Origin of the sequence: Bacillus sp. HY001, assembly GCF_007558965.1 — a bacterium.
Taxonomy (GTDB): domain Bacteria; phylum Bacillota; class Bacilli; order Bacillales; family Bacillaceae_G; genus Bacillus_A; species Bacillus_A mobilis.
Genome location: NZ_VLTE01000020.1, coordinates 1 through 18,380 on the forward strand (window position 1 = coordinate 1; position 18,380 = coordinate 18,380).

Consider the following 18,380-nt stretch of genomic DNA (forward strand, 5'->3'; position numbering starts at 1 on the left):
GCATGATTTTTAAATCCTTGCACTTTTTGACTCAAGTGTTTGTTCCATGCAGCCTCTTTTTCTTGTTGTGGTACATCTGCAGGGAATTGCTTCATGAATCCTGCCTTATGATCTGCTGTATATGCCTTTTTAAATGCAGCAGTGGACGCACCCACAAGTGAGTCTACTTGTCCCATATTTTGATGGCCACTCTCTAGTGTTTCTCCCTTTACTCCTTCAACCGCTTTCCCAACTTTTCCAAGTGCAAGTTGAGAAGCAAAGGCATCTTTATTTACATAAGACTTATCAAACAGGTTGTTGCCTTGCTTATCTTTCGCATCAACTGGCATTGCTCCAGCTTTTATTGCCGCTTGTTCTGCATGATTTCTAAATCCCTGAACTTTTGAGTTTAGATGGTCATTCCATTTTTTCTCTTTCTCTTCCGCTGACATGTTTTCTGGTAATTGACTCATAAACGCATCTTTATGGTCTGCCTCATATCCTTTTTGGAATGCGTTAGTTGCAGCGTTAACTAAATCTCTAGCGTTTCCATATGGTGTAGCATTTTTCTTCATATTTTGTAAATCTTGTTTTCGCTGATTTTTGAAATGAGACATTTGATCACTATTTGTTTTTGCTACTTTTTTTGCAATCTCTGCATCAGATGCACCAGGGAATGCTTGTTTTAAACGGCTCGCAACTGCAGAATCAGGATTATCAGCTTTCCAATTTTCAAAATCTTTCGTAGCTAAGTCTTGTGCAATATCTTCATCTGTTAACTCTGGATATTGTTCTCCATTTAACCCTTTATACGTATCTAGACCTTTCTTCACACTAGAACCAATATGCTTCCCAGCACTAGTAACTCCTTCAAGTCCAGCTGCCAATGTTCTTCCTGTTACTGCACCAGGAACTCCACCTGCTTTACTTCCAGCAAATGTTCCTACTGCCATTCCTTCTGGTCCAAGTCCTGCACCCATTGCTAACCCCGCGAGTCCGCCCGTTGCTTTTCCAACCATGCTTCCAATTTGACCTGCTTTTAACATACGAGCTGCACGAGATGTTGTACCTACATCTGTCCCTAAATTGGCTCCCAACGCGTTTTTAGGGTTATCAGCATCTTCTTTTTTATCTTCCTCACCTTCTTTTCTAGCTTTTGTCTTCTCTTTATTACTACGATGGTCATCACGTATCCCTTTAACGATACCTGCCATACTTGCTAAGGCTCCCATTCCAAGCATCGTACCTGCTCTATTTACCGCTCCCGCCGTATTTGTACTTAAACCAATGAACCCTTTTACAATTTCACCTATAGGAATAAACATAGCAAATAAGATTAATTTAATAATGGTATTATCTGATTTGCCTACTAGTACAAAAATCAACCATATAGTAATCGCATGGATACCTTGGATGAGTACTGTACCAACAAATTCACGCATCCAATATAGAGTTTGTTGTTTCTTTTGAGGAAATAACCACATACCAACCATAATCGGTCCCATTAACATCAAAATATATAGAGATACCGCTCGCATTAAATAGAAGAAGTTTGCCCAAAGTGACAATCCAACTTCAATCAACATCGCAAAAATTTGAAATAAATAATCATCCTTATTTTTATCCATAGACAATTCGGCAATTGTCTGACCTGGTTTAAAAACATCTAGCGATTGTTCTCCTATTGCTCTTTTAAACTCCGATGCTACCCAAGTATTCATATCAAATATAATGTTATAGAAGAAATCTAGATGCCATATACAAATAGAAACGATCATTAAATCCTTCGCATATTCAATGATATATGTTCGATTTGTTGGATTAATAGCAGCAGCTGAATACTTTGCACCAGCAATTACAGCACTGACTAAGACTAAAAAGGCTGCAAATTTAAACATGACTGGTAATCCCGTATTTAATACACTCCCAGCTGTGTCGTCTTTAAATAAAAAATTTAATTTTGCACTATCCCCACCAAAAATTAAATCGGGGATAGTATCAATTAATTTATAGATTGGAGAAAGAAAGGTCTTGACCATAGAAACAATTAAGCCGCCGACCCATCCTATTATCTTATCAAGCATAATTTCACCTTCCTTTTCAAAGGTACGCTATTATCCTGCGTACCCTTGTACTTTCTTCATGTTATTTAAAAGCTCTTGCAGTACGGCTTCATTGGATTCAATGAACATCATTTCTTTATCTGATGGATCTGTTTGAATCCAAACTGAACTATCTCCTATGCGGAAAATCCCTTCACCTTTCCCTGGATTGTTGAGAATAATGTCAAGCTCCCCAGCAGTTAAGTTAAAGTTCTCTTGGATTTTTTTCTTATCAATCTTATTTTGCTCTAAGAAGAAATAAGAGAAAGTAGATTGCAAGATACCACGCGCTTTCACATTTTCCAAAATACGAACAAAGTCCTGACTTGCCCAACACATACCGGCATTTCTTTTACGTGAACGACGTGCTACTTTTTCTAAGAAGTTAACAGTTTGTTCATAATCGATAAACTGCCACATCTCATCCACATATAACACTTTTCGTTTGATAGCGTGTTCTGGACTCTTAATCCAATGCTCCCAAATATAGTTCAAGATAACGTGGAAGGCGATCGGTTTTAAGAAGCCCTCTTCTAAATGACTAATATTAAAGTTAACAACACGTGATTCATTTAACTGTGTTTCTACACCGCGTCCAAAATTACTTTGTCCATCAAATAATGGTTTTGAGCCATCACGTAAAAACGGACGAATCGCAGCAATTAACTCTTCTGCTTTCACATCGTCTCCATGGTTTTCTACTATTACATCATAAATTTCTTTTAACTCTGGCTCCGGCTTTCTCACTTGAGACTGAATTAATTGTCCATCCACCTTCTTCACTTCATCTGTATATAAAGATGAGGGATGAGAAGTAATACCATGTTTATCGAATACTTCACGAATTGCATCTTCTAACATTGTGCGCTGGAATACATTTAATCCTGGTTGATCAAAATCTTGTCCGCGAATAATAATGTCAAAGAATCCTAGTATTTCATTGATTTTCTCTAAAATAGGCACAAATCTTACATACTTCACGCCATCACGCTCTACGAGTTCTTTCTTGTCATATTGTTCAAGCGCTTCTAGCTCTTCATCTTTATCCGTAATCTGAAGTTCTGTTACTGCAATTGCACAAGGATTAATAATGATATTACTTTCTGGTGAAATATTTAAGTTAATACCACCTAATCGTTTGGTGATTTTTACGAATTATGATGATAGGTAAGGCTTTGATGTAATCTCCACCTTTTCCCCCACCTCACACCGTACGTGCTAGTTTCCTAGCATACGGCGTTCCATCGTTTCCAACTGACTTTAAAATCAAATTATGTTACTATCGGTTCATTTCCAGCTTTAGTTCTTAGCACATTCAGTTTATCCATTTGTTTCTTGTTAAGTTTAAAAGACCGAAGGTAATGTGTAATCTTATTAAGATTCGTCATGTGAATCAGTTTGTGTATAAACCAATCTACAATTACCAAGTTGTTGTACTTGTCATCCCCACCTTGTTTAATGGGAACAATGTGATGACAATGAACACGTTCAATACCAATTTCCTCACCAGTTACATAACACTTACCATATTGAGCAACGTATTTTGATATCCTATTATCGTTGTACTCAATACTTTTATTCTTCGAATAAGTCCTCATAACTTGGTTGAGAACATCCTTAGGTATTGCCTTAAGATTACTATGTACTTTATTACGCCCCGTTTCCGTATAGTTACAGATAACCTGCGAAAAATTCCACGGGTTTTTATGATGTATTCCTGTAACTGGTAAGAGTGGAGTGTTCTGTACAACGTAAATCTTAGTGTTAGGTTGTATTCCTTTGGTCTTCCTTTTAAAATTCACAGATGTTTCACAGAACTTCATGTGCTTCATATTGTTTCTAAGTCTGGTTCTTATGACTCTTCGCAGAGAGTAATTTACCTCCGTTAAATCCATGTAAATTGTAACCGCATATTTAAAGTAATTTTGTATACCAAGAAGGGTTGAATTAAATTGAGTAACTTTCTCTGAAGTGGGCTCCTTTTGAATTCCTTTGATTCGTTCTTTTAGTTGTCTTTTAGCTTTTGTAATAGCTTTGTCGGACATACTGGTTTTTGCAATATATCCAAATTTAGCTTTACCTTGTTTAACCACTTTGATTTTGAATCCAAGGAAAACTGACGAGTTTTTCTTGAGATTAACCACTTTGGACTTTTTGGGGTTAATTTCTAATCCCAAGCGGGATTTGAGAAAATCAACTGTCGCATGATAAAAGCGTTGTGCTTCATCATAAGTCCGACACATTATTTTGAAGTCATCCGCGTATCTCACTACATAACCACATTTTAGATTCGTGTACTTCCTAGCATATTGTCGAAACCCTAAATGCCGAGTAGAGATTCTGTGAGGTTTGTAGGTTTCCCATTGGCTACTTATCCACCAATCAAGTTCATTTAGAACAATGTTGGAAAGTAAAGGAGAAATAATTCCTCCTTGCGGAGTACCCTTATTGGGAATACCCTCTCCTTCTATCTCAGATTTAAGGATTTTTGAAATAACACATAGAAGTGATTTGTCTCTTATTCCCAGAGTCCACATTTGCCTTAATAGCTTTTTGTGGCATACATTATCAAAGAACCCCTTAATGTCAATATCAACACAGTAGTGTTGGTGACCTATGTTAATAAGACTTACAACTCTACTTAGTGCATGGTGTGTACTTCTGTTCGGTCTAAATCCATAACTATGGTTATGAAACTTAGCTTCACAAATAGGTTCCAATACTTGGAGGATAGATTGTTGTACTAATCTGTCCCAAATTGTTGGAATCCCCAGGGGTCGCTTCTTATCACTGCCCTCTTTTGGGATAAGGACTCTTTTAACTGCTTGTGGTTGATAGTTATTTAATCGTTTCCTAACTTCATGAATAATCTTTGTATCGTTTAGGTGCCAAATATCTTTAATGGTTAAATTGTCAACTCCAGCCGTGTTACTCCCCTTATTAGTTTTGATGTTGCGGTATGCTAATCTAATATTTTCTTCCGAACCGATAATATCAATTAATTTATAGAAATTGTTACCATTAAGGCTATTAGAATATAACTCATCATACTTTCTTTGCATGTCGTAATATTCACTGTGCCTTAGTTTAGTTTTCTTTAACATGGGCTGTAACCTCCCCTTATTTACTGGAGGTTTACATCTCTTTAGTCTTACTCGAAACCATGTCAACCATAAGTAACAGTCAGTTTTCAATCGACTAGTGGCTATCCCTCCACGTTCATTACACGTTTCATAGGTACTGTGCCACCACTTTCACTGTCATAAACCTAGGTTATACAATTTACAATTGTTTTCCCTAGAACCACTTCATCGGAAGCAAGCCCTCAGTGTTGACAGCTTACCACGTTCCGTCATTCCTATCTGTGCATATACCGTTAGGTTTCTCCTATGAGCCTGCTACCTTGATATTGCCTGTAACAATATATGGACTTTCATAAAGGCGAGTTTTACTCATCCACAGTAGCGACACTAATTGTGTCAGTAAGCCTTTCGACTTACTTCCGATATAGACCCGTACCATCAGAGATTCGTCCGCACATACCATACTCTATTGGTTCATAGTGCATACTAACCATAGGTAATTTATAGACTTCCGGTTTATAGGTTACACCACCCACCTCTGAGTGACTTTCGTATCCTATAGGATTACGGTAACTCTCAACCGACTTCACCGAGCTTCATACAGTTCAGTTCTTGCTAACTTCACTGCATGTCGGAGTATTAAAGGAAGCCCTTCAAGGCGTTACCCTATCATTTGACTTCTTGGAATGACAGTTCACTGTTGAACTGTAAGTTCGACAATGCCTAAGCTTTTCACTTAGGAACGTGTCGCACCACCCTCGGGATCTATGATCATCGCATGTGTATCTGCAAGTGATGTTTCACGAGCTAGCTTCATTTTTAAGAGTAAACTTTTACCGGAACCTGAAATCCCTGTCACACCAATGTTATAGTTTGGTGGACGATAATCTGCGTTACCAAATGAATTTAAAAATTCTACTTGGCCAGTAATTTTGTTCTTTCCTATTGGTATACCACCGTTAAATCTTCCGGAACCTGATACAAAGGGAGCAAATGTACATAGAGCACGTCTATCGATATTGCGATATGTATCTTGCAGAGTATTTGGTGCACCTAGTGGCATAACTGCTTTCAAGCCACTCTTCACACGATTCCAAGTACTCGCTATTTTAAAGTGAGATGCTTGCATTTCATCTTCGATATACTCACATAAAACATCTAATTCTTTCTTTGAGTCAGCATACGCAACCGCCATGGTACTTACCATATAAGAGTCATTCTCATTAAATTGAATTTCATCCATTAAATTGTTTGTATCCTGAATTTTTGCATCTAAATCTTTTTCTTGGTCAATATTTCCACGTGTACGTTGGAAAGAAAGGTTCGAACGTAACATCGTCAGCTGCATATCTAACGAACGCATCGCTTTTGCTTTTGGCTCTTTATGAATATCAATCATGACATCAACCTCTCCAGCTGAAGTTAACATGTTCAGCCAATTGGTCTGCATCATACGAGGGTATCCATCACGTGGAATATAAAATGGACGGAAGAAAGTATTACTTCCCAAAGACTGCTTAATTACCCCATAGTCTTCTGAATCAATTTTCATTCCTTCTGGGGCAATGACATCAAACACAGTTGTTTGATTTTCTAATTGAGGCGGAACTTCTTCTTGTTCGTACGCTTCCTCCTCTAGTTCCAATTCGTCATTCTTTTCAGCTTCTAACTTCTTTTTTTCTTTTTTCTTCTTTCCAAACAATTTCATACTTATGCCACCCCATTATTTGATTTTTCAGCTTTTTCTTCCGCTAGCACTTTCTTCATTAACTCTAGTTTTCTCTCATTTGTTTCACCAGTTGAATAGAGAGAGAAGTTCTCATTTTCAATTAAATCTTGGAAACGTGCTTTCACCGCTTTACGACGGTTAAACGCTACATATTGGAGTTCTATTAATTTATCTTTTGTTAACATTTCTACACTAATTTTTGCTTTCGATAGTAGATTTCGGGAAGCATTATAGCGACGATATAATTCGTTAAACGCTTTATCTACAATCTTTTCTTCCAATTCATCCTCTGTATCAGCTGTAATCGTACTAATATCCACTTTGTATGGATAAATTAAATATCGCTTTTGTTCATATCGAGGCTGCGAACGTTGCCAGTACTCTAAGTTGTCGATAACTTCTTGCCCATAAAGTACTGTCTCTGGTGTAAGGTCCTTCGCACCTTTCATTGTTTCTGTCATTTTTCGTACAGGATCTGTTAAATCTACAAACTTACTTTGGATATATACCTTCGTATTAAACTCTAATGTGGTTAACCATGATTCAATTTTGATATCAATCGCTTCTTGTTCCGCATTGGAAAGTAAATAATAGTTTACTGGGTGTGCCTCCGCGATTAGGATAAACGTGTCATCATGATAACGAATCATATGATTTTCAACTTCCTTAATGTCTTCTATAAAAGCACGAAAGAAATCAACATTATCCTCATCAATTTCCGATTCAGCAGGCGTATTCTTTTTATTTTTCTTTCCATTTTTTTCAGCAGTACGTTTCTCTAACCCGCCCTGGCTTTTCCCCTTTTTCTTAGAACCAAACATCGGTTTTCCATTCATTTTCCGATAAAAGAAAAACCCTACAATGGCTACCAACGCAAAATATATCATTTCTAACATCTATAAATTCTCCTTTACCCATGTAATTGGCTCGTATCCTTTTCTCCACTTGCCTTTTTCAGAACGGCTACGCATTTTGATAAGTAAATATTTATCTAGATACATGTGTTGTTTTTCTTTATAAATAAAAGCAAACGTTATTACAACTACTACTGTTGGTATTGCTAAAATTAAGCAAATAAAAAATGCTACCGCCGCATTAAAAGGTGCAAATAACCGCCATAAGAATGGCACATATAAATAAAGGGATGCTCCGCCACCCAATAGATAAATCAATTGGCGTTTGCTCAGCACACCTAACAGTGTTTTTTGTTCCGAAGTCATATCAACAGGAACGGTTACTTTTCTCATTTTGTTTCCTCCCTTATATAAGAGAAGCTCTCCCCAAATAGAGGAGAGCTTTTACAAACTCTTATGTTAAATTTTTGTAACCCAAGAAGCGATGTCGTATGCTTTGATCATGACAAAGCCTCCAATTGCTGCACACGCTAAACCAATCATGGCTTGTGTACGGTTTTCAGGGTTTTTACCTTGTGCACCAGATAGTTTAATAGCTGCAAATACAACGCAAGCTGCTACCCAAATACCACCAAAACCAATTAGTGTTGTTACAAGGGTATTCATGCTTTTTTGTACAGTGGTAGCATCTGCACCACTGGTGTGCCCAGTAAGCCCCCCCTCAAAACTTTTTTTTGCCAGTAGAAAATCTCCTACTGATGTTGTCATAAGTTTTGCAGACAACCAATTCAACATAATTCCTGCACCTCCGGGTGTTTTTGCTCGCAAAACGCAAAAAGACCCCAATACACGCACACGTCCCCTAAGGACATGGCGCATATTGAGGTCTTCTCTTATATGCGAACTGATTAATTTTTTATTTTATTGTTAAATCTTATTACGTTTATATTATAGCAATACGATTTTAAAAAAACAAGCCTTATTTACGCCTAAAAAGTAAAATTGGACTTTTCGTGTTCCGTTTTATTTCATTTCTTTTTATCCTCTTTGTTTGGATCGTACCATACCATTTGAATTTGAAAAATATCACTGTCCTTAAGACCCAAAACATTCATTTCCTCTTTCAATGAGCGCCATGGTTCTATTTTTATAGATTTTATACTTTTGTCTCTAAGCGTATACACATGTACATAATATGCTTCTTTTTTCTTTTTCATAATACAAATAACTTCCCCTTATATTCTTTATATTTTTTTAATAACAGAATAATTGAGTATGTAAAAATTACACACTTCAAATAGCATTTCCTCTTGTTACTTTCATAACTATTCCCCCTTCCTTCACATCTATTCACTTACTTTCATTAAATCAAAAAAACAGGTAATCGTGTGTACCCACAATTACCTGTTTTTTTATCATTTATATCTACCTTTTATTTCTTATAATTTCATTAACCTCTTCAACACTTAATTCTGCAACTTTTGCAATTTTTTCTATAGGTAATCCTATTTTAAACATATTTTCAATCATCTCTATCTTAGTTGCAATTTTAGTTTCTTCTGTAGCTATTTCTGCAGCTTTTTTCGCAGCTCTTTCTTCTGCTGTCTCTATTTCTGATATTCTATCTTTTATTGCTTTTTCTCTAGCCTCATATAAGCGTAAAAAATCCTTATCGCTACTTAAACGCTCCCAATCCTCTATTGCTTTTTTCAAAACTGGATCTTTTTCCATTGCTATCGCCTCCAGGATTGTTGTTAATCTCTCATCCTCATGCGCAGGAAATAATAGTAACCAACGCGCTAAAGAATCTTCCCACGGATCCATTCGTTTTCCTTGCCATTCTTGAATCACTTTTGGAATTTCAAGAAAATGCAACTGCATATTTTCGGTAATGATACGTTTAGATTTTTTGTTCATCACTGTATTAATACTATGAAACTCCTGCTCTTCTGGAAATAGAATGAAATCCACTATATTAATACAAATGGTTGGTCTTAATTCTGTATATTTCATCCCTTGAGTCATTTGAGAATAATACATACCTGACCAATAGAACAAAGAACGTTCTATCATATCTTTTTTGTCTCGAACTTGAATCTCTATATTAATTTTTATACCACTATTTAGCGTAGCTCGCAAATCTAAAATAGACAATTTATCATCCTTCTGCTCTCTTGGAAGATGCGGATCATCTAAGTGCAAAGATGTAATTTCTTCATCAATAGATGATTGTAGTACCGCGTTAAGAAACCCAATTAATATATCTTCATTTCCTTCTACTCCAAACAAACGCTTAAAAGCATAATCAACTCGTAAATTTACTAGATTCTTTTTTACATATACACTCATGTTTTCCCTCTACCTTTCTCGTTTTAAAATTGTATTTAAGAGCATAAAAAAAGATAGAATTATATTCTATCTTTTTCTCCTCTATTCATCTCATCAAATATGGCTACTAGTTACTTACTATATAAGAAATATCCTCTTCACACATATTTGTCGCATTTGCAATTGTCGTGATAGAAACTCCCTCATTATAAAATCGTTGAATGAGTTCCATTCTTTCTTGTTCCCTAGCTTTTTTATCTACGTCCATTAATTGTTGCATAATATCCATAATACTTAATACACACCTTTCTTTTATATAAAGTCCTCTAGCTAAACTGTTAAGTGTTTTGTTAAAAGAAAGTTTTACACTAATACTTCTACTTTGTTGTAAAATGTACGACTTTCTTTTAACGTGTACAATTTTGTTTTAACTTCACAATTATGTGTTTAATTACAACAAACCCTTTTACTAATATGCTTTTAAACCATTATATTTAAGGCCCTTAAGAGAAAATAATTACAAGAAAGTTGAACACTAATGTATTTCCTTTAGGAATGCATACTATCTTAATTATTACAAGAAAGTTATGGACTATCCTACTAAAATAAATTATTAAAAATTTATACACTCCCACTCAATACTTGAGCATAAATAAAGAGTGTGTTCTGAAAAGGATCAAAACACACTCTTTATATTTTTTCTTGTAAAACAAAAGTTCAGAACAAAATGGGTTAACTTTCTATCTATATCCCCTTGTTTGTTTATACATTCGATATTAATTTTCTTCTTCTCTTATTTATTCATCATACTCACTATATCTCAATAAAAAAACCGAAATCATAGAAAGATTTCGGTTTATCCTTTTTATAAAAGAGTTATATTTATTTTAAACTCACGAATGAATTTTTTTGTTTTAAAAACGATGATTTATAATCCTTAGCCCATACTATCTTTTAGTTTGTTTGATTATGAGCTTTGATCAATTTTTCAACGTATTCTTTTATATCCCCTTCGCCTTCCCTTACAGCCACCTTTATACTTGCAGCCTCTTTTATTTTAGATAAAGTAACTACTTTATCTTTGAATTTTGTATTTAATAAATATCGAACTCTTCTTTTTTGAAAATCTTGTAAAGATTCTTCAACTGTGACAATGTAACTTTGTAATAAAGAATGATTTTTCTTTTTTTGACATTTCTGGTATACACCTAATATTTTCGTAACAGCTGCATACGTTTTTCTAATTAACTTACCTCTGTTTTTTTCATATTCATCCCAGTTATCAACTATTTTTTTTGCTTCTTCGATTAATATTAAATCTTCTCTATTGTAGCTTTCTACACTCTTTTTTTTTGAATGCTTCCCCAAAACCTTAAGTGGTGAATGTTCCTCTAACCACGCTCTCTCATAATTGCTTAGCCACGCATATGCAGCTCTATTTAAACCACTTAATTTCGCTCTCGTATACGCTGGATATTTATTTCGTAATTGTATCCATTTATGCTTGTACTGAGCTGTTTTCTTTTCTCGAGCGACCTTCAAACTGTCTTCTCTCGATTTTTTAATTGGGACATTTTTACGATCCTTCAATATTTTTCGTATAGTCGGTGGTGTAAAACCCGTTTTCATAGCTATTTCTTTTTGTGTTAATCCACTAGATAAAAGTTTGCTAAACTCCACTTCCCATACGTGGCCTTTTTGAATAATCCTATTATTAAAGAATGCAACTTCTAGGGGGTTTTGCTCCCATTCCCTAAGTCTATATATATAACCACAATCACACTCAAAATCCCCTTGAATTTCTCGATTCAATCCGTGAACACTGATTTCCACCTTATCTACACATTTTTGTAAATAATGATTCGATAGGGAATTCATGCATAACCATGGACCTTTTCCAAAGGGTTCATACAAATATTCATTTTCAAAAAAATTTTTTACTGAGCCACACAAACATCGCATAATCAATATATGCCTAATGGGATGACAAAATTGTATACTACCTTTCCCCAGAATATAATTTACCCATGATAATCTTTCATCTATTTTAAATGAGGATTCTAACATCCTTAATAGGGTTTGCGAATAATGATCTTGAAGTAACTCCCTTAAGCGCTGATGTCTTTTTAAAGTGGGGTATCCAATCCCTTTAACCTTCAAAAGTGTCTCATATTTCTCAACATAATAATCTTTTGAAAAAGACGAAAAATTTTTATCTAGCAAATATTTTACATCTTCTGCAATTCCTATTAATTCATCCACAAGTTCACTTTCCATGAATATCTCATTGCTGTTACTATCCTTTAGATTTGGATAGATAAAATTATGAGACCGAAAAGTCATAATATTAACCGGATGTTTCTTTAGAGGTAATTGATGTTTAATGCATACAAAAACTCCTGGAACCTGATGTACTCTATTCCAATACCCTTCACCATAAAGTTGATATTGTTCCTTTACGCATACAGAGCAATAATATAAATGCTCTTTTGACTTTATATTCCCTTTTTTCAAACTAAATAAACTCTGATAAACTTTTGAAGAGATTCCTATGCTTAATTGTTCGTACCATTCTTTTGTTTTAAATGGTCTTATAAGTGGAATCAGTGAATGCCTTTCTATAAAATACTTTTCAGTAAACACATCTGAAAACACTTGTAAATTATCAACTAAATATTTTAATTCACCAATGGATTCAATCCCGAAGAAACAGCCACTTTTATTAAACAACTTCTTCATAGTATGCTTTTTTGATAAATCTGGACTTCGAATATGATATCTAGAGACTATACTATAAAACAATTCATCCTCATACGGTACAGGAAAATAATCAAGCATTTTACATCACCTTGATTCTTTATAATTAAATTCTTTTAAAGGGTCCTTAATATATCCTTCACCATTGAGAGCCTCATACGCAGACTGTCTATTCTTTTTACCTTCATCAATGATACACTTTAATTTATTTTTATCCTCTACTACAACTTTTTTCTTTTTGCTTCCTTTGTCCTTAATATATTGTAAAGCTTCTTTCATCAACTCACTAATTTTAGAGTTAGGTGATTTATTTAATACATATTTTGTTGCTCTTTCTGCATCCTTTTCGTTTATATCTAAGTTTATAAGGGAAATAATCAATTTCTCTACCTTTGTTGGTTCTATTTTCTGACGCTCTTGTGCGATTTTTTCTTTTTTATCTTGGAGTTTGGCTCTCATATCAATTACTGGAAGTTTATTAAATATATAATCTTGTATATCTAACGATACAAGATCTTCATACTTTGCAATTTCTGTTTCACAACCAGATTTAAGAGCTTGAAGCATAGGTTGAACAAGTCTTAAATCTTCTTTACCCACTTTTCTGATTAATTCTGATGAAATTTTTTCTATGCCCGTTTCAATCGCTCGCCCCTGTGCTAGTAAAAACAACTTTATAGCTATATCAGTAATACCCTCGCTTTCCTCGTAAATAACATCTAATAAATCTTGATTTAGTTCCACATGTTGCTTTGTCCACTGATAATCCCACATACTTGTAATTAAAACTTCCCAATCTTCTTTATTGCTCATTTGTTGCCAGACCATATCACCTTGTCCACTACCACGACGTGCTTGTCTAAAATCTTTTTGTAAAAGGCTCCTAGCCCTCATGGTTCCAATTATCATTACCGGAATACCAATTTCATTAATAAGGGTAACAAAAAAATTCATCATTTTCTCAGAGGCATCCCCTGTCGCTGCCAACAGATGTTGAATTTCATCTATGATCAATGCACCAACACAATGTAGTCTAGAAATTTGCCCCATCCTAGTTACCATTGAACTTATAGAATTAGAGGATTTCCCATAACTTTCGAGATAGTTTGTGCCAATTAATTGATCTATCTTTTCAAAGAAGTTTTGACATAATGACTTTAACGACCCATCATGTGGGCAATTTAATTTTAACCAAACAATTTGAAGCGTATTGAGGGGATCTCTATGAATAATAAGTTGAGGATATAATGAAAGTATTCGTTCTATAGCTGTTGATTTTCCAATGCCAGAGAAACCCATTAATGTAAAACTAGATGCAGTAGCCCGTATATCCGCCGGCAGACTTAAATTATTTCTTTCTACTAATTGATGATGTAATTCATTTAATACTTGAACGTGTTGCTTTTGAAGAGGATTCCGATTCACATATCCATAGCGTAAAAATCTTGAAAAACGTCTTTCCAAGTCTAATGTTTGAGAAATTGGTTGAAAAAAACGAGTTAAACGTAATAAGGCATGAAATCGATGATGATCTGATAAATTTCTTTCTTTTTCATGATAATTGGGTAGGAAGCTAAGTTGATCAAAAGCTTCTTCATATGACAATATGCCAGGTAAAGCTTCTATCAGCGGATTCCCCTGATAATCAACTAATTGCTGTTGCTGATATTGAGCTAGAAAAGCGTATGTCCCATTATCTAACTGTATTTCTCTTAGAGTGTCACTCATGCTTATGCCTCCTCCTTTTATTAAATAATTCTTTAACTGAGCGACGCTTGAATTCATCTTCTTGTTGTTTATCCAAATGAATAACCTCTGGTAGAGCCTCTTCTTCATTGTTATCAAGTTGAAATACTTCCTCAGTTCTTCGCATTTTCCTCTCCAATTGGGTATGATGCTTGATGTCTTTAATTTTCTTTCTCTTTATTACATGCTTTGTTTGTTTTTTGCTTGCTTCCTTAACAGCTTCTTTAACAATCGATTGAATATTATCAAAAAAGTTAATTTCATTTTGTAGTAATATATGTTCTTCTTCTTTGTAACCTTTACTTTCTAAGCTATTTAACTGTCTAACCTCCTCTAAGGCTTTATCTTGATATCGCTCTTGATGTTTTAATAAATAGCAGTTTTCAAATATCTTTTCATCCTTTGTATGAATATAAATATTATTCATATTTCGAGGATCATAAGAAGCATCCACTTTCCAACTTTTCTTTGTTCTTGCTGTAGCAAACCATGATTGTTGTATTGCCGTGTCACAGCTATACAACATTTTTTCAAATCTGATTCCTTTTGCAGTGATTCTAGCAACACCTCTCGGCATTAAATAAAATTTCATGATATCAGGATGAACGACTCGTAATTTCCCAGAGCGATTTTTTATTCCCCATTTCCACAATTCAATTGGTGTTGGTTTTACATTATCAACTATCATATCTTTGTCCCGTATATAATTCTTCATATAGAAATTTTTATTGTAATGCAGAATAAAATTGATAATAATTTTTGTATATTGTTCTATATTGAGTTTCGCCTCTAAACGTGGATCTTTTGCCCCTCTTTCACCCCAATCTTTTAAAACATATCCAGGTAAAAAGGGGCGTATTGTTTCTTGAGATGTATCAAATAATTTTTCTACAATGCCTTTCCAGTCTGGACGAAAGGATGGATTATTTTCCACTGTAATATTAAGCCCTTGTATCAAATGATTTACATTATATCCTTCTAACTCTCCGCGATCTCCTAAAATAATCTCTGGTAGATGTGCTGCTGGCCAACAATTATCTGTAATATTAATACCATAATCCGCACAAAAGTCCTTTTTATAAACTGTAGAATTCAAAAGTGCCATCATCATTCCAGTCCATGAGGGGCCTTCAAGCCCAATATAAAAACCAGTAATTAAATGGGTAAAGACATCCGTTACATAGTATATAGTTGGTCTCTTCAATACCCAATCAGAATTATAACGAGAAACTATATATACGTTAGCGATTGTCGCATCAATTTGATATCTGGATCCCGGTCCAAAAACTTCAAAAGAAGACGAACCTAAAACAGCCCTATGATCTCTTTCGAATTTCTTTCTCCCATGCTTAGCTGACGTAATTTCTTCAACTCCATATTCTTTATGAAACCAATAATAGAACTGTCGAAAAGTAGGAATGGTATCTGCGTCTTCAATCACAATATACTTTGTTCCATCTTGATAACGAATGCTTGCCTGAAAAGCATCCCTAATCATCATTTTGTATGTATATGTCAGTGTATTTTCTGGACTTGTAAAATAATAATTTTGTATAGCTTTCTTGAATATTCCTTTTAATTCCGATGTAATATTGATTCCCGTGCTATTAGTCATTCTCGGTCTACCCGTCTTATTTCCGCTCCAATTCTTCGACTTCCCCTTATTACCGCAATTTTTAAAATCAGGAAGTAGGCTATCTCTGACCTTTCCTCTTTGCCAATACCGCTTTAAATATTTGTAAATCGTTTGTTTTGAGCACCCAAAATTCCCTCTCGTTTGTCTAATTAACGTACCTCTTTTATCTCTTTTATAAATGTTAGGTTCTTGAATTATTAAATCTTGTATAATATTCCATGCCTTATCTCTCATAAGTATATCTTTTTCTGTCAATTCTTGATGATTTACAACTGGAAATACTTCATCATTGCTTACTTTCATATACTGTCCATTCGAAAAGCCTTCTTGAAGACTTTTCAGTGTATCTACAAAAGGCATAGCTTTTTCATCATATACATCGATTAAATATGTAATAACATTACTTTCATCTATCCAGAGTAATCTGTATATCTTTGAATCATCAATTGACTTAAATATTTCATTAACTGATAGCGTAATCAAAATTCTCATCGCCCCTTTCACTAAAAGCTAGTTCGCTTATATGTAAACCTCGCATATTTAATTTTTGCGTATTGATATCTACAGAAATTAACTTTCTAGCTACTAAATATTTAAAATAATTAATTGACGAACCTTGTTCCAAATTATACTGTTCTTCAAACTCATTGCAGATTTCTATAAAGCTCTTATCCACATTTTGAAACGTCATTAAGTAACTAAAAAAGAATTTCACAAAAGTTTCATCCTCAATTTCTTCGAGATAATAATGGTTATGAATCCACGAAATATTCTGACTCATCGTATCGGGAATATCCTTTTCTGTTACAACTCCCCAATCGATTCCTTTCCTTTCCCAATATTCTCTTTCTATCTCAAACTTTTCAATTACCCTTTCATTTTCTAATTCACTACTAGGCTTTATAGTCCTAGCAATATATTTAATTTCTTTTCCGTCTCGAACCGTCAGGAAAAAATCTGTTGTCAGAACTATTAACGTTTCAGTTCCTTTACAAATAGGATGATGTATCCCTTTTTCTTCAGCAATTTTATATGTCAATTCTCGATTTAATGGAAATTGTTCACGAATATCAATAACTTCTTCTATCCATTCTAATATAAAAAAGTAATCCCTCTCTAAATCCGACAGAAACTCATGTCTCCTATTAGTTTTCCACCCCATTATACGAGAGCTATTCCCCGTTGAAGATACATTTTGTATCGTTAACCAGGGTTTATAGTTATTTAACTCCCCTTGTCCTCTGCCTTCTTTTATATACTTCTCTATTTTCTTTTCCGTCCAATCATTTTTACGCTTTGCCATTTACATATCTCCTCTTAAAAAATTTTTATCATTTCCATTATCGGATATTTTTATGCGTACAATACATATTCTTGTTTATAAAAAAACGGATATTTTATAAAAAATATCCGTTTCACTCTTAGTGTTGATATAGGTTTTGTAATACTTGTTTTAACTCTGGTTTAATTGCAATAATAGAACGAACTGTTTTTACTTGTTGTTCTGCATCTTCTACATTAGAAGCATGACCTAATTCTAATAATAATCCTGTAGCAACCGTACCAGTACGATTTCGTCCACCAGAGCAATGGAAAAATACTTTTTCTCCTCGTTCTACAGCTTCTTTAACGGCTCCAATTGCACTTTTAACAGATTCATCTTGCCCTTCTACACCCTCTACAATTGGATAAGCATGTCGCTTAGCTTCACCTGGAAATCCTTCTGGCTCTTCTCCTCCAGCACGTAAATCAAACACCTCTGTAATCCCATGCTTTTTTACTGCGTCTTGTATAGCGTCTACTCCACCAATATATACTTTTCCTTTTACAAGTTCGTGATAGTTCGTCATGTTTGTTAGTCTCCTTTTATTTATACTTTAGCAGCAGTTAGATCCGCCACTAATAACAAGGCCTGCACCTTGTTGATCTTCTACATAGTCTAGTGTCAATGTATTTACAATTTCAACAACCTTTGGATCCATTGCAACTTGAATACCGTTTACTGTTTCTGTGACATCATTTTCTTGTGCTTCGCCTAGATTAATACCGTAGCTAGGACCACAGCAGCCAGCACCATCAAATGTAAAACGTAATGTTGTAACACCATTTTCTTTCATAGCAGTTTCAATAAACTCTTTTGCTTTATCTGTAATATTCATTTTAACT

The 18,380-nt window shown here is 34.5% G+C and carries 13 protein-coding genes and 3 pseudogenes; all 16 read right to left on the minus strand.

What is annotated here, in order from left to right; translation table 11 throughout:
- A pseudogene (locus FOT98_RS11605) lies at positions 1 to 2,063 on the minus strand (hypothetical protein); the annotation flags it as partial.
- A 30-nt stretch (positions 2,064 to 2,093) separates the two neighbouring features.
- Positions 2,094 to 3,236 (minus strand): annotated as a pseudogene (locus FOT98_RS11610) (VirB4 family type IV secretion system protein); the annotation flags it as partial.
- A 116-nt stretch (positions 3,237 to 3,352) separates the two neighbouring features.
- Positions 3,353 to 5,185 (minus strand): group II intron reverse transcriptase/maturase, encoded by a 1,833-nt coding sequence (gene ltrA, locus FOT98_RS11615; RefSeq protein WP_000914978.1) that lies wholly within the window; start codon positions 5,183 to 5,185, stop codon positions 3,353 to 3,355.
- A gap of 733 nt (positions 5,186 to 5,918) precedes the next feature.
- Positions 5,919 to 6,872 (minus strand): annotated as a pseudogene (locus FOT98_RS11620) (VirB4 family type IV secretion system protein); the annotation flags it as partial.
- 2 nt (positions 6,873 to 6,874) lie between these two features.
- A complete protein-coding gene (locus FOT98_RS11625; protein WP_000892011.1) occupies positions 6,875 to 7,789 on the minus strand; it encodes a hypothetical protein in 915 nt (304 codons plus the stop codon).
- On the minus strand, positions 7,790 to 8,140 hold the full coding sequence (locus tag FOT98_RS11630) for a PrgI family protein (protein WP_001233525.1): 351 nt from the start codon (positions 8,138 to 8,140) through the stop codon (positions 7,790 to 7,792). It abuts the gene before it with no gap.
- A 66-nt stretch (positions 8,141 to 8,206) separates the two neighbouring features.
- The gene (locus tag FOT98_RS11635; RefSeq protein ID WP_001216648.1) at positions 8,207 to 8,626 is read right to left on the minus strand and encodes a hypothetical protein; all 420 of its coding nucleotides are present in this window, start codon (positions 8,624 to 8,626) and stop codon (positions 8,207 to 8,209) included.
- A gap of 149 nt (positions 8,627 to 8,775) precedes the next feature.
- The gene (locus FOT98_RS11640; RefSeq protein ID WP_000727316.1) at positions 8,776 to 8,964 is read right to left on the minus strand and encodes a hypothetical protein; all 189 of its coding nucleotides are present in this window, start codon (positions 8,962 to 8,964) and stop codon (positions 8,776 to 8,778) included.
- Between the two features lie 208 nt (positions 8,965 to 9,172).
- Entirely contained in the window at positions 9,173 to 10,096 is a 924-nt protein-coding gene (locus FOT98_RS11645) for an Rpn family recombination-promoting nuclease/putative transposase (protein WP_000118205.1), read from the minus strand.
- 106 nt (positions 10,097 to 10,202) lie between these two features.
- The gene (locus tag FOT98_RS32330) at positions 10,203 to 10,364 is read right to left on the minus strand and encodes a hypothetical protein (RefSeq protein WP_000353863.1); all 162 of its coding nucleotides are present in this window, start codon (positions 10,362 to 10,364) and stop codon (positions 10,203 to 10,205) included.
- A gap of 665 nt (positions 10,365 to 11,029) precedes the next feature.
- Positions 11,030 to 12,913, minus strand: a complete 1,884-nt coding sequence (locus FOT98_RS11650) for a TnsD family Tn7-like transposition protein (RefSeq protein ID WP_000888139.1) — start codon at positions 12,911 to 12,913, stop codon at positions 11,030 to 11,032.
- 6 nt (positions 12,914 to 12,919) lie between these two features.
- Positions 12,920 to 14,560 carry an ATP-binding protein gene (locus FOT98_RS11655; RefSeq protein WP_001285624.1) on the minus strand — a complete coding sequence of 547 codons (1,641 nt, stop codon included), beginning with the start codon at positions 14,558 to 14,560 and terminating at the stop codon, positions 12,920 to 12,922.
- Positions 14,553 to 16,697, minus strand: coding sequence for a Mu transposase C-terminal domain-containing protein (locus tag FOT98_RS11660; protein WP_000631828.1), 2,145 nt, complete (start codon positions 16,695 to 16,697; stop codon positions 14,553 to 14,555). Before FOT98_RS11660 ends, FOT98_RS11655 begins: the two co-directional genes overlap by 8 nt.
- Complete coding sequence (locus FOT98_RS11665) at positions 16,678 to 17,517, minus strand: heteromeric transposase endonuclease subunit TnsA (protein ID WP_001129155.1); 840 nt, start codon at positions 17,515 to 17,517, stop codon at positions 16,678 to 16,680. Before FOT98_RS11665 ends, FOT98_RS11660 begins: the two co-directional genes overlap by 20 nt.
- Positions 17,518 to 17,635: 118 nt before the next feature.
- Complete coding sequence (locus FOT98_RS11670; RefSeq protein ID WP_033695785.1) at positions 17,636 to 18,064, minus strand: protein-tyrosine phosphatase family protein; 429 nt, start codon at positions 18,062 to 18,064, stop codon at positions 17,636 to 17,638.
- Positions 18,065 to 18,091: 27 nt separating this feature from the next.
- Complete coding sequence (locus FOT98_RS11675; protein WP_001027747.1) at positions 18,092 to 18,373, minus strand: HesB/IscA family protein; 282 nt, start codon at positions 18,371 to 18,373, stop codon at positions 18,092 to 18,094.
- Positions 18,374 to 18,380: the final 7 nt, after the last annotated feature.